The 13,012-nt window shown below is 50.5% G+C and carries 15 protein-coding genes; all 15 read right to left on the minus strand.

The window, feature by feature from the left end:
* Positions 1 to 43: 43 nt before the first annotated feature.
* Complete coding sequence (spoIID, locus tag AC0LWN_RS21080) at positions 44 to 1,198, minus strand: stage II sporulation protein D (RefSeq protein WP_474668752.1); 1,155 nt, start codon at positions 1,196 to 1,198, stop codon at positions 44 to 46.
* A gap of 146 nt (positions 1,199 to 1,344) precedes the next feature.
* Positions 1,345 to 2,727 carry a UDP-N-acetylglucosamine 1-carboxyvinyltransferase gene (gene murA, locus AC0LWN_RS21085; RefSeq protein WP_458966000.1) on the minus strand — a complete coding sequence of 461 codons (1,383 nt, stop codon included), beginning with the start codon at positions 2,725 to 2,727 and terminating at the stop codon, positions 1,345 to 1,347.
* A gap of 147 nt (positions 2,728 to 2,874) precedes the next feature.
* On the minus strand, positions 2,875 to 3,132 hold the full coding sequence (locus AC0LWN_RS21090) for a DUF1146 family protein (RefSeq protein WP_019915025.1): 258 nt from the start codon (positions 3,130 to 3,132) through the stop codon (positions 2,875 to 2,877).
* Positions 3,133 to 3,420: 288 nt separating this feature from the next.
* Positions 3,421 to 3,837 carry a F0F1 ATP synthase subunit epsilon gene (locus AC0LWN_RS21095; protein ID WP_458965999.1) on the minus strand — a complete coding sequence of 139 codons (417 nt, stop codon included), beginning with the start codon at positions 3,835 to 3,837 and terminating at the stop codon, positions 3,421 to 3,423.
* 58 nt (positions 3,838 to 3,895) lie between these two features.
* Positions 3,896 to 5,293 carry a F0F1 ATP synthase subunit beta gene (atpD, locus tag AC0LWN_RS21100; RefSeq protein WP_474668754.1) on the minus strand — a complete coding sequence of 466 codons (1,398 nt, stop codon included), beginning with the start codon at positions 5,291 to 5,293 and terminating at the stop codon, positions 3,896 to 3,898.
* Between the two features lie 42 nt (positions 5,294 to 5,335).
* Positions 5,336 to 6,205, minus strand: coding sequence for an ATP synthase F1 subunit gamma (gene atpG / locus AC0LWN_RS21105; protein ID WP_474668756.1), 870 nt, complete (start codon positions 6,203 to 6,205; stop codon positions 5,336 to 5,338).
* A 112-nt stretch (positions 6,206 to 6,317) separates the two neighbouring features.
* Positions 6,318 to 7,829, minus strand: a complete 1,512-nt coding sequence (gene atpA, locus AC0LWN_RS21110) for a F0F1 ATP synthase subunit alpha (RefSeq protein ID WP_458965996.1) — start codon at positions 7,827 to 7,829, stop codon at positions 6,318 to 6,320.
* An 11-nt stretch (positions 7,830 to 7,840) separates the two neighbouring features.
* Positions 7,841 to 8,392, minus strand: coding sequence for a F0F1 ATP synthase subunit delta (locus AC0LWN_RS21115; RefSeq protein ID WP_474668758.1), 552 nt, complete (start codon positions 8,390 to 8,392; stop codon positions 7,841 to 7,843).
* Positions 8,389 to 8,877, minus strand: a complete 489-nt coding sequence (gene atpF / locus AC0LWN_RS21120) for a F0F1 ATP synthase subunit B (RefSeq protein ID WP_458965994.1) — start codon at positions 8,875 to 8,877, stop codon at positions 8,389 to 8,391. The genes AC0LWN_RS21115 and atpF overlap by 4 nt, the downstream gene beginning before the upstream one ends.
* Before the next feature lie 98 nt (positions 8,878 to 8,975).
* Positions 8,976 to 9,200 carry a F0F1 ATP synthase subunit C gene (gene atpE, locus AC0LWN_RS21125; protein WP_019914999.1) on the minus strand — a complete coding sequence of 75 codons (225 nt, stop codon included), beginning with the start codon at positions 9,198 to 9,200 and terminating at the stop codon, positions 8,976 to 8,978.
* Positions 9,201 to 9,305: 105 nt separating this feature from the next.
* Positions 9,306 to 10,145, minus strand: a complete 840-nt coding sequence (gene atpB, locus AC0LWN_RS21130; protein ID WP_474668760.1) for a F0F1 ATP synthase subunit A — start codon at positions 10,143 to 10,145, stop codon at positions 9,306 to 9,308.
* Positions 10,146 to 10,175: 30 nt separating this feature from the next.
* A complete protein-coding gene (locus AC0LWN_RS21135) occupies positions 10,176 to 10,553 on the minus strand; it encodes an ATP synthase subunit I (RefSeq protein WP_474668762.1) in 378 nt (125 codons plus the stop codon).
* Positions 10,546 to 10,800 carry an AtpZ/AtpI family protein gene (locus tag AC0LWN_RS21140; RefSeq protein ID WP_474668764.1) on the minus strand — a complete coding sequence of 85 codons (255 nt, stop codon included), beginning with the start codon at positions 10,798 to 10,800 and terminating at the stop codon, positions 10,546 to 10,548. The genes AC0LWN_RS21135 and AC0LWN_RS21140 overlap by 8 nt, the downstream gene beginning before the upstream one ends.
* 194 nt (positions 10,801 to 10,994) lie before the next feature.
* Positions 10,995 to 12,149 carry a non-hydrolyzing UDP-N-acetylglucosamine 2-epimerase gene (gene wecB, locus AC0LWN_RS21145; RefSeq protein ID WP_474668766.1) on the minus strand — a complete coding sequence of 385 codons (1,155 nt, stop codon included), beginning with the start codon at positions 12,147 to 12,149 and terminating at the stop codon, positions 10,995 to 10,997.
* A gap of 75 nt (positions 12,150 to 12,224) precedes the next feature.
* Positions 12,225 to 12,854, minus strand: a complete 630-nt coding sequence (upp, locus tag AC0LWN_RS21150) for a uracil phosphoribosyltransferase (protein ID WP_019914994.1) — start codon at positions 12,852 to 12,854, stop codon at positions 12,225 to 12,227.
* Positions 12,855 to 13,012: the final 158 nt, after the last annotated feature.

A 13,012-nucleotide genomic window follows, 5' to 3' on the forward strand; every position in this document is an offset into this window, starting at 1 on the left:
ACCAGTGTTACCGGGCGCTTCGCTTTTATACGTATCTTGCAAGTTATTTTTTCAGAAGAGTTGAGACTTGGTTAAAAGAGATGCCGCTGTAATAGTGTTTGAGAATTTGTGTAGCGGTCCTTCCCTCCTTGGCCATGCCGTTGGCTCCCCACTGGCTCATGCCAACCCCATGCCCGTTGCCGTAGGTGGTAATCAGAACTTTGCCGCCCTGCCGCTTCCAGGTGAACTGGCTGGAGCGAAGCCCCAGCTTCTCGCGTACCTCCCGTCCCGTAAAGACGGTGCCTCCGATGGAGATTTCCTTGACCCGGTGTCCGGCTGTGAGAGACAACACCTCGCCAGGCAGGCCTGAAGAGGAAGAGACCGGCTTCACTAAGGAAGAGGCTGCCAGATCTCTCGAAACGGGGAGGGCTGTGTCTGCAAGCCCCAGCTTCTTCATCAGTTCCGAGGTCGTGAATGTATATGTCACCGCCAGATTAGGCGTAATCTCCTTATCCCACGGGCTGGCAACGCTGCGCAGATAAGGCACAGCCGCATTCCAGTAGTCTTCCGAATTCTCTGTATACCCTCCGCTTGAGGCGAAAAAGGAAGCCGTGATCGGCTGGCCCCGATAGGTCATGATGACACCGCGCGTCTCCAGGACCGCGCGGCGGAGTTTGTCCAGCCCGGCGTGCTTGCCGCCGCGCTTCCAGTCCCGTTCCAGCGTGGCCTTGGATATGTAAGCCTGGTGGCTTACCGTATCCGTCACATCCGCGCCCGGAACGGGCACGCCGCTTCTGTCGCCCGCCAGCAGGCGGCGGACAATAAAGGTGCGGGCCGCAACGGCCTGGGCTTTGAGCGCTTCGAGCTCAAAGTCAGCCGGCATCTCGGCCGCCACCACGCCGCTGACGTAGTCCTCGAGCGGCAGCGTCTCTATTTGTCCGCTATGCGACAAATAGACGGAGACCTTCGGCTGCGGGGCGTCCTCCGCAGCCGTTCCCGGCGGCGCCGGGGAGGCCGTGGCCTGCGGCACGGCCGGGGGCGCCGGTTGTCCCCCGCGCAGCGGGACAACCAGCAGCGGCAGCAGCAGCCCCGCCAGGAGGGGCGCTGCGAGCCAGGCGGCGGGTGCAAGCCGCCTTAGCCGGGGCGAAACGCGCCGCGCGCGCACAGCGCGGCGTCGCGGGTTCATGATACGCCGCAGCAGATAGCGAAACTCTTTCATCTCTTAAGCTCCTTCCAGTTGTCATCGGTGATTCTTATAGATATGAATTTCCGGCAACTGCTAGAACGCTATTCTGAGAGAAAGAGAGTTATTGAAAAAGAGACCGAGCCGCAATACGCGGTCCGGTCTCTTCAGATAATTTGCGATTATACCCAGGTTGGCTGAATCTGAAAGCGAGACTTAATCTCTTCGCTTTTATGGGATTCAATTCTGGCAGCTTCCGGTTTGAGGGTTTCTTCCTTCGCAGCCGGAGCAGCAGATTCCGAGTCTTCCATGGAAATCCGCCATATGTCCGCACCAAGTCCTGACAGCTTCTCGGCCAAATGCACGTAACCACGGTCAATATGATGGGTTCCGCTAACTTCCGTAGTGCCTTCGGCAACAAGGCCTGCCAAAATAAGCGCAGCGCCCGCACGCAGGTCTGTAGCGCACACTTTGGCGCCGACTAGCTGAGCATTACCGGTCACAATAGCGGAACGGCCTTCAATCTTAATCTCGGCGTTCATATTATGGAATTCATCCACATGCATGAACCGGTTCTCGAACACCGTCTCCGTTACTACACTAGTGCCTTCGGAACGAAGCAATAGAGCCATCATTTGCGATTGCATGTCGGTAGGGAAGCCGGGATACGGCAGAGTCTTCAAATCTACAGCCTTCAGCGGCTTGTCGCTGATTACACGGACACCGTTCTCATCAGGAATGATCGTAACGCCCATTTCCTCCATCTTCGCAATAACAGGTCCGAGGTGATCGGCGATTGCGCCTTCCACATAGACATCGCCGCCAGTGATCGCTGCAGCCGCCATATATGTGCCCGCTTCGATCCGGTCAGGAATGACATTGTGTCTTACCCCATGCAGACGTTCAACGCCTTCGATGCGAATAACTCCGGTTCCCGCACCGCGCACGACTGCGCCCATACCGTTCAGGTAATTGGCCAAATCAACAATCTCCGGCTCTTTAGCCGCATTCTCAATCAAAGTCACGCCTTCGGCGAGTGCCGCCGCCATCATTATATTTTCGGTCGCACCTACGCTGGCTACATCCAGATACACCTTAGCTCCACGCAGCCGTCCGTTTGATTTCGCTTCAATATAGCCCTGGCCAAGACTGATCTCGGCACCAAGCGCTTCAAAACCCTTCAAATGCTGATCAATCGGTCTTGTGCCGATGGCACAGCCGCCCGGTAAAGAAATACGCGTACGGCCCAACCGGGACAAAAGAGGACCCATCACTAAAAAAGAAGCCCGCATTTTCCGCACCCATTCATAAGGCGCTTCACAGGAGGTGATGTTTCTGGCATCTACCTCGATAATATCGTTCTGGTATGTAACGCCCGCACCCAGAGATTCCAGCACTTTGCTGATTGTCATTACATCGTCTAACGGAGGTGCGTCCACAATGACGCTTACCCCTTCTTCTGCCAATAGAGAGGCGGCTATGATCGGTAGTACGGAATTTTTTGCGCCGCTAACTTTCACGCTCCCGGTCAATCTGTTGCCACCGCGGACGATAAATTTGCTCATTACGGTTTCCCTCCGCGTCCATTATTTCTGATATTAATTTTCGAAGTTAAGATGCATGTGTTAATAAGTGTTAACATTATAAAACCTTATTATTCGACAGCTTTCTACGTCAAGTAGCCGGCAATACTTATAACCATCCGGCCATTTTTAAAACATGTTGCGGATTTGCACACTCCAGCCCAGGTAATCCAGCAGAAATCCGGCCACAAAATGGCCCAGGACAATAGCCAGCAATAAATGCAGCAGCCTTCCTTGAGGGCTCTTGGGATATCTTATGACCAAATCGAGCTTAAGGTTCTGAAGTGCCCACCAAGATAATACAACACAAAGCAAAGAAACAACCATCGAAACTAAACTGCTGCTGCCGATTGTGCTGGACAACTCATCGGATAACCTTTGATTCATGTTAGCCCCCCGTGTATTGCTTACTCGGAAATCGACTCTTATATCATACTTGTGCAGGGGAAAAGAATCCAGTACTTTTACAAACTTTTAAACATTTCATGCTATGGAACATCTGAAACTTACAAAATAGCCACTTTTAAGTTCAAACAAGTGGAAACGGCTACGCCGTCCTTAAACAGGACGGTATCCGTTTCAGCGAGAAATAGAAGGATAGTATATAGCGTGAAACATATAAATTCTTATATTTCAAGCAGAAACGGCCAAGCCATGGGCTTGACCGTATTGATATTACTGTTGTCCTTTTCCAGTGGACACTTTGATCCGTGTAACGGCGCGCTGAAGCGCCAGCTCCGCACGGCGGTGATCAATATCATCCTGCTTGCTGCGGGACTGAAGGCGGCGCTGTGCCCGTTCCTTCGCTGCTTCGGCGCGTTCAAGATCAATATCCGTAGGCAGCTCGGCACTTTCAGCCAGAACGGTTACCTTGTCTTTATGCACTTCCACGAACCCGCCATGAACAGCGATAGTAATTGTAGCACCATCCGCTTTGACGAACATCGGAGCAACCTGAAGTGGAGTCACAAGCGGAATGTGTCCCGGCAAAATACCCAGGTCACCATCAGCTCCCCGTACAGTCAGGCTGTTAACCTGCTTGGAGAAGACAAGATGCTCCGGCGTGACAATTTCCAACAGAAAGGTATTCACTTCCATTCCTCCTCAAAGCTTTACAGAGTAAAGCTTGCATCGAAAGCATTATCCGAGATTACATTGATTTCGCTTTTTCCACCGCTTCTTCAATTGTTCCAACAAACAGGAACGCTGCTTCTGGAAGATCATCATGCTTGCCATCCAGAATTTCTTTGAAGCTGCGTACGGTTTCTTTGATTGGCACGTATTTGCCTTTGAAACCGGTGAATTGCTCAGCTACGTGGAAAGGCTGCGACAGGAAACGTTCAACCTTACGGGCACGGGCCACAATGACCTTATCCTCTTCACTCAGCTCATCCATACCCAGGATGGCAATGATGTCCTGAAGCTCGGTATAGCGCTGCAATAGCTGCTTAACACCCTGAGCAACGTTGTAGTGCTCTTCTCCGACGATTTCCGGAGCCAGGATACGCGAACTGGAAGCAAGCGGGTCTACGGCCGGGAAGATACCTTTCTCGGAGATCTTACGTTCCAGGTTGGTTGTAGCATCCAAGTGGGCAAACGCCGTTGCCGGAGCAGGGTCAGTGTAGTCATCCGCAGGCACGTAGATGGCCTGAATGGAGGTAACAGAACCTTTTTTGGTGGATGTGATACGCTCTTGCAATTGGCCCATTTCTGTTGCCAGCGTTGGCTGGTAACCTACCGCAGAAGGCATGCGGCCGAGAAGCGCGGATACTTCGGAACCCGCTTGGGTAAAGCGGAATATATTATCAATAAAGAGCAGCGTATCGCGGCCTTCCACATCACGGAAATACTCCGCCATGGTCAGACCGGTCAGAGCTACACGAAGACGTGCGCCCGGCGGCTCATTCATTTGTCCGAATACCATTGCTGTCTTCTTGATAACGCCGGAATCGGTCATTTCATGATACAGGTCATTACCTTCACGGGTCCGTTCACCAACACCTGCGAACACGGAAATCCCGCCGTGCTCCTGTGCGATGTTGTTGATCAGTTCCTGGATTGTTACCGTCTTACCTACGCCGGCACCGCCGAAGAGGCCGATTTTACCGCCCTTGGCGTATGGAGCGAGCAGGTCGATAACCTTGATCCCTGTTTCCAGAATTTCCGCTTGTGTCGACAATTCATCAAAAGTCGGAGCAAGACGGTGAATCGGATTTTTGTCAGCAACAACTTCCGCACCGTTATCAATCGGATTGCCCAGCACGTTAAATACACGGCCAAGTGTAGCAGCTCCAACCGGAACCGAAATCGGTCCGCCTTGGTCAATTGCATCCAATCCGCGAACCAGACCATCTGTGGAAGACATGGCGATACAGCGTACCAGATTGTCACCCAGATGATTGGAAACTTCAAGGGTCAAATCAATGGTGCGGCCGTTTGCCTGGCTGGTTACAATCTTGATAGCGTTGAAAATCTCGGGCAGCTGGCCGCGTTCAAATTCAATATCAACAACCGGACCCATAATGCTTACAACGCGTCCTTTGTTCATCTTAATATTTCCCTCCTCGAAAGCTGTTGCATTACTTACACTTTAAGATTGCGCGTTCGCTCCGGCCACGATCTCGGTAATTTCCTGCGTAATTGCCGCCTGACGGGCACGGTTGTACGTAAGTGTAAGTTCCCCGATCATTTTCGACGCGTTCTTTGTTGCACTGCCCATCGCTGTCATTTTCGCACCCAGCTCACTGGCCTTGCCGTCCAGAATTGCGCTGTAAATCAAAGTTTCCGCATATTTCGGAAGCAGTACACCCAGCACACCTTCCGGTGAAGGCTCATACTCGTAGCTCGCAGTTGCTCCTGCGTGCTCTTTACTTCCTACTGTGTCCATAGGCAGCAGACGGTCAATGGTCGGCACCTGGCTGATGGCATTGACGAAACGGTTGTAGCAGATATAAAGCTCGTCGTACACACCATTCTCAAACTGCTGCACTGCCGAGTAAGCAATCGACTTGATGTCGGAGAACTTAGGCGTATCGGACAGCTCGGTAACTTCTTCTACAATCGGATATTCACGGCGGCGCAAAAAGTCACGGCCCTTCCGGCCGATTACAAACAAAGCATACTCATCCTTGGACTTGTGGCGCTCTGACAGCAATAACGTCAATTTACGAAGAATATTGGCGTTATATCCCCCTGCAAGCCCTCTGTCCGAGGTGACGATTAGATAAGCGGTCTTTTTGACAGGCCGGCTGACCAGCATAGGGTGGGTCAAGCCTTGTGTACCGGCAGCAATGTTCGCTACGACCTCTTTCAGCTTCGCCGAGTAAGGACGCGCAGCTTCCGCCTTCTCCTGTGCTTTGCGCAGCTTGGAGGCGGCAACCATCTCCATAGCCTTGGTGATCTGTCTGGTGTTCTGAACGCTCTTGATTTGACGTTTAATATCACGCATGCTTCTTGCCATGATTTCACCACCTTAGAGCTTTGGCCGAGCCAAAGCTAACTTCGTAAGCATATACTAGAGCTTTGGCAAAGCCAAAGCCCGGTTAGCAGCAATAGTTAAGTTCTACCCTAGCTTAGCTGGTAGCAAAGCCTTTTTTGAACTTCTCGATAGCTTCTTTGAGGGCAGTTTCATTATCTGCAGTCAAATCCTTCGTATCCGTGATGGATTTGAGGATGCCGGCAGCGTTGCTGTCCACAAACGCCAGGAATTCCTTCTCAAAGCGTCTAACATCTTTAACAGGAATATCATCCAGGTGACCTTTGACAGCGGCATACAAGCTGATAACCTGATGCTCAACCGACAAAGGCTGGTTCACGCCCTGTTTCAGAATTTCCATCATACGCGCACCACGGTTCAGACGGGCCTGCGTAGATTTATCGAGATCGGAACCGAACTGGGAGAACGCCTGAAGTTCGCGGTATTGGGCCAGATCCAGACGGAGTGAGCCTGCAACCTTCTTCATCGCTTTGATCTGCGCGGAACCACCGACACGGGATACAGAGATACCGACGTTGATAGCCGGACGTTGACCGGAATAGAACAGGTCGGATTCAAGGAAGATCTGGCCGTCCGTAATCGAGATTACGTTCGTAGGAATGTAAGCCGACACGTCGGAGGCCTGTGTTTCGATAAATGGTAATGCGGTCAATGAACCGCCGCCAAGCTCATCGCTAAGCTTAGCTGCACGTTCCAAAAGGCGGGAGTGCAGATAGAATACGTCACCAGGGAACGCTTCGCGGCCCGGTGGACGGCGGAGCAGCAAGGACAATTCGCGGTAAGCGGACGCTTGCTTCGAAAGGTCATCATAGATGACAAGAACATGCTCGCCTTTGTACATGAAGTATTCGCCCATTGCGCAGCCTGCGTATGGAGCGATATACAGCAGCGGAGACGGCTCGGAAGCCGAAGCGGTTACAACGATTGTATATTCCAGCGCACCGTGGCGGCGGAGGGTTTCCACAACCTGTGCTACTGTGGATTGCTTCTGGCCGATGGCAACATAGATACATTTCATGCCATTGCCTTTTTGGTTGATAATCGCATCAATTGCGATTGCAGTCTTACCGGTCTGACGGTCACCGATGATCAGCTCGCGTTGACCGCGGCCGATTGGCACCATTGCATCAATAGCTTTAAGACCGGTCTGCATCGGTTCATGAACCGATTTACGGTCGATAACACCTGGAGCATTATGTTCTACAGGACGGAATTCAGTGGTTGCAATTGGACCTTTGCCGTCTAGCGGCTGTCCCAGTGCATTCACTACACGGCCCAGCATAGCTTCACCAACCGGAACCTGCATAATTTGTCCTGTACGTTTTACTTGATCGCCTTCGCGAATTTCCTTGTACTCACCCAGAATAACAACACCCACGTTGCTTTCTTCCAGATTGAGCGCCATGCCTACTACTCCGTTGGAGAACTCCAGAAGCTCTCCCGCCATCGCGTTTTCCAGACCGTAGACACGGGCGATACCGTCGCCGACTTGAATGACGGTGCCAATTTCGGCAACTTCGATATCGGCTTTATATTGCTCAATTTGACTTTTGATCAAAGTGCTGATCTCTTCAGGTCTGATGCCCAATATCCTCACCCCTATCTTCTTAGCTTATCGTTAAAAGATTTCTCAAGACGCGTAAGTTTGCCGGACAGACTGCCATCATACAGCGTATCGCCGATCACGACCTTCAGTCCGCCTAACAGGCTCTTATCAATCAGATTCGTAACACGAATCTTGCGATTGGTAAGCTGGCTGAACTCTGCAGCTACTGTATCCTGCTCTTCTTGACTCAGCGGATAAGTAGAATACACCGTTGCATCGCCGATGCCGAGGGCGTCTCCTTCTATTTTGATGTACGTTTCCAGCAGATCAGCAAAAATATCGGTTCTGCCCCGCTCAACCAGCAGCTCTACCGTGTTCATCACCGTTGGAGAGACCTTATCTTGAAGCGCCGTACGCAGCACCTTCAGCTTGTCGGACTGCGAGATCCGCGGTGCAAGAATAAACCGTTTCACCTCTTGGTCATTATGAAGCACTTCGACTACTGTCTTTAGCTGTTCTTCCACTTCAAGCGTAATGCCCTTATCCACCGCTGCACTATACAAGGCGTTGGCGTAGCGTTTGGCAACTACCGTATCGCGGCTCATGATCGGCCTCCTACCTCTTTGAGGTACTGATCAACAAGCTGTTCCTGTTCGCCATCGGCTTTAACTTCTTTTTCAAGCAGCTTGGATGCAATACGAACCGATGCAGTTCCGAGCTCGCTGCGCAATGCTTCCACAGCTTTGTTCTTTTCGTTATCGATATCGCGGACAGCCTCATCCTTAAGACGTGCAGCTTCAGCCTTGGCCTGTTCCAGAATACGGTCAACCTGATTGCTGCTGGTTGCCTGCGATTGCTGGATAATTTGCTGTGCCTCCTGGCGCGCCTGCTGCAGAGCTTGCTTCTGTTCTTCAACATACGAAACAGCCTGCTCTCTGGTCTTCGCCGCTTCATCCATTTGCTGCAGCACAAGCTCACGGCGTTTCTCCATAACGGAGAACAACGGCCCGAAAGCGTACTTATTCAGCAAGAAGTATAAAATCCCGAAGGCAATGATAGCCAGTACGAGAGATTCCCATTGAAAAGACAATTCTAGACACTCCTTTCCGATGCACGTTCATGTCTTGGGTCGTTCCTAAAAAGAAGGCGCGGAGGGCTGTGGCCTTCCCCGCCAAACATGTGTAATTCTTAAGCTCCAATGTAGAACATGAACGCAAGTACTACACCGATGATCGGAAGGGCTTCTACCAGTGCGACCCCGATAAACATTGTAGTTTGCAGTGTGGATTTCGCTTCCGGTTGACGGGCGATACCTTCTACTGTTTTGCTGACGATCAGACCGTTACCGATACCGGCACCCAGCGCTCCCAAACCTACTGCAATTGCAGCTGCCAAATAAGCCATAACTCCCATTGTGTAAATCCTCCTCAAAGATATGTTTTAGTGTGTATTAATGAGCCAGACTTGAAGTTTTGCTCCCGCCTTGGCATGAATCTTAAATTCTTACAGTTGTTACGCTTAATGCTCGTCATGGGTTTCCAGCATTTGCGAGAAGTATACCATGGTCAGCATTACGAAGATGAAAGCCTGGATTGTTCCGATAAACAAACTGAAGCCTTGCCATACAATCAGACCCAGTATGGAAGCAATCCACCCGCCTATGCCGAGTGCCCCCAGCTTGAGGATAACCGATATCAGAACCTCGCCGGCAAAGATATTACCGAAAAGACGCATGCCGTGTGTCAGCAGCTTGGATACCTGCTCAATTAGATTGATGGGAAGGAAAAACGGGTAAGGCTGGAAATAGTGTTTGAAGTAATTTTTGGTATTGCGGGTAATACCCAGAATGTGCGACATCAAGAAAATCATCAGCGCAAGACCCATTGCTACAGCAGGATCGGCAGTTGGCGATTTCCACCAGGCTACGCCTACCTCAATCTCTTCGTGAGAACCGGAAGAAGTCCCAGCTTCAGCAGCGGCATGGAGTTTGTCCAACTCCTGTGTTACAGAAACGATTTCCTTGCCGAAGATCTTGGCATGCTGAGCATCATGATAATCTGTGACAATACCGAACGGAAGTCCGAGCATATTGCCGACAAACAGGAACATGATCAGTGCAAGACCCAGTGAGAGAAAGGGCTTGCCCTTTTTCAAATCCATTGTGCTGGAAATCAGACCTTGAACGAATTCAACTGCCCATTCCAGGAAATTCTGCAGCTTACCGGGATTCTCGACCGACAAGTTGCGTGTTGCCAATAGTCCGAGTACAAAACAAATGGTACAGGTCACTAACAGCATCAGCACGATAGAAAGGTCGATATGTAAGCCGCCTAGCATAATAATTGGTGATTTATGCATTTTTTCTCACCCCTTTCTCCGTTGGAACCTTTATCTTTCTCTACGCAAAAAACCAATCCCTATTATAATAAGAAGAATTGGAGCTAAGAGCAAACTGCCAGCCACCGCAATCATGTTAAAATACTGCGGCGTTTTAAAGGCCACCATCACACCCAAGAGACTAAGGGCGGCCCGGGTCAAAAACCCGAGATTTACGCGTCTCTTGCCTTCACCCGCCATCATATCCGCCACTTGCCGGACCTTATAGCCGAGGTAGGTCACATTGATGCAGCCAATAGCTCCGCCAAGCGCCATACCGAGAGCAATACTCCGGAAGTCCGGGAATAAAGCCGCAGCCAGAACGCAAAGAACCACGAAGCAAAGTGTTGCTAGTGCCAATACCTTGCGGTATCTGGATAAATCATCCATCACTTTCCTCCATGACAGCTTTAATTATGAAGATGACACCCGCTATACCACACAGCACACCTAAAATAACACCAAGCGCTACTCCGAGCCCGGAGCTGTTCCACTTGCGGTCCAGCCATGCCCCCAAGAAATAACCGCCCAGAGTAAAGGCGGCCAAATCAATCCCGACAGCACTGACAAGACTCATGGCTTTTAGCGCTCGGCCCGTTTGTTCATGCGGTTCTTGAGGCTTATCAGGGCCCTTCATTTCAACACATCCTTAGAAGTCCCATTCATTTTACTGAATGTTACAAGAGTTTGTCAATCCAGCGCAAATCATGGCTTTTTCGGATGAAAGTATGAAAATAATCACAGCAAAACTCTCCAAAACCATATAAACCGTACAGTTTTACTGTATGTTGATTTTGGTCAATTCAGAATATCGTTTTCATGCTTTATAGCTCATTTTGTGAACATTCTGTGAAACTCTTCCGGACGTTCCTTAACCACACTAAAATGGTGCAAAATCGCATTGACAATTCTCTCGGAGGCTTTACCGTCTCCATACGGGTTGGCGGCCCGACTCATGGACTGATACAGATCCTGATCAGTCAGCAGAGCATGTGTCCGTTGATACACCTTCTCCTCGTCCGTTCCCACAAGCTCCAATGTTCCGGCTTCGATCCCTTCCGGGCGCTCGGTTGTATCACGCAGCACAAGCACAGGAACTCCAAAGGAGGGAGCTTCCTCCTGCAGGCCGCCGGAATCGGTCAATATCAGGTGGGTATGCGGATAAAAGTTATGCAGGTCAACGACATCCAGCGGATCAATCAGCTTGATTCTCGGGTGTCCGCCGAGTATTTCATGTGCCGGTTCCTTTACTGCCGGACTCGGATGCACAGGATAAACTATGGCCACATCTTCAAATTCATCAGCGATTCTTTTGACAGCACGGAAAATATGACGGTGCGGTTCGCCTTGAGATTCCCTGCGGTGCGCCGTCATTAAAATAAGTCTTTTTCCTGCAGCAAAATCCAGTACAGGATGCCGATAGTCCGGCTGTACGGTATATTGAAACACATCAGTTACAGTATTGCCTGTGATATAAATACTTGATTCTTTTTTGTTCTCATGTCTTAGGTTGCCCGCCGACCAATCCGTCGGAGAGAAGTGTAAATCCGCAAGCACACCGGTAAGCTGACGGTTCATTTCCTCCGGATACGGAGACAGCTTATTCCAGGTCCGAAGACCTGCTTCCACATGACCTACCTGAATTTGCTGCAGGAAAGAAGCATAGCTGGCAAGGAACGTGGTGAGTGTATCCCCATGCACCAGCACCAGGTCCGGTTTGGCCTCCTTAAGCACCGGCTCCAGTCCCTCCAGCACCCGAATGGTAATTTCATTCAGCGTCTGGCGGTCCTTCATCACGTCCAGATCATAATCAGGAGTGATTTTGAATACCTCTAGTACCTGATCCAGCAGCTCACGGTGCTGTGCAGTTACGCAAACAACAGATTCAATATGTTCGGGATGTTTTGCCAGCTCCAGGACCAAAGGCGCCATTTTGATCGCCTCGGGGCGCACTCCGAAAATCGTCATCACTTTAATTTTGGACATAACCCCTACCCTCTCTTCAAATGCTGTATTATGTTTAGTTTGTTCTGTCTGTCTATAGTACTGCTTGACCGGGATTTATTTGGTTCCATACAAACGGTCCCCGGCATCACCGAGCCCTGGCACGATATAGCCATGATCATTCAAATGATCATCCAGCGCAGCGACATAGATATCAACATCCGGGTGGGCAGCTTGTACAGCAGCAACACCTTCCGGAGCAGCAATCAAATTCATCATCTTGATCTGAGTGCAGCCGCGCTTCTTAAGCGAACTGATCGCCGCAATAGCAGAGCCGCCAGTAGCCAGCATCGGATCAATTACAATTAGTTCGCGTTCCTGAACATCTGTAGGAAGCTTGATGTAGTATTCAACCGGCTGTAGTGTATCGGGATCACGGAACAAACCAACATGTCCTACCTTCGCTGCCGGGAGCAGCTTCAGCACGCCTTCAAGCATCCCCAGTCCGGCACGAAGAATCGGAATCAAACCCAGCATTCTTCCAGAAATCACTTTGCTCTCTGTTTCTGCAACAGGTGTCTGGACTTTAATGGTCTCCAGCGGAATGTCCCGCGTAATCTCATATGCCATAAGTGTAGCGACTTCGTCGACATGCTCTCTGAACTCTTTCGTATTTGTCCGCACATCACGAATAAATGTGAGTTTGTGCTGAATCAAAGGATGATCACAAATCACCAATTTTCCCATTCTTGTCCCTCCGGTAATTGTCTGTCTTTTTATAGCCATAGAAAGCGCTTTTGCTTCCTCCAAGGCTAAATCTTGTTTATTATATCATCACCGAAGGCGCTTTTCACCTACGAAGGCCTGTTTCGCCAGACCGAATTACAATCTGTTGTACATCATTA

This window comes from Paenibacillus sp. sgz302115 (assembly GCF_056120445.1).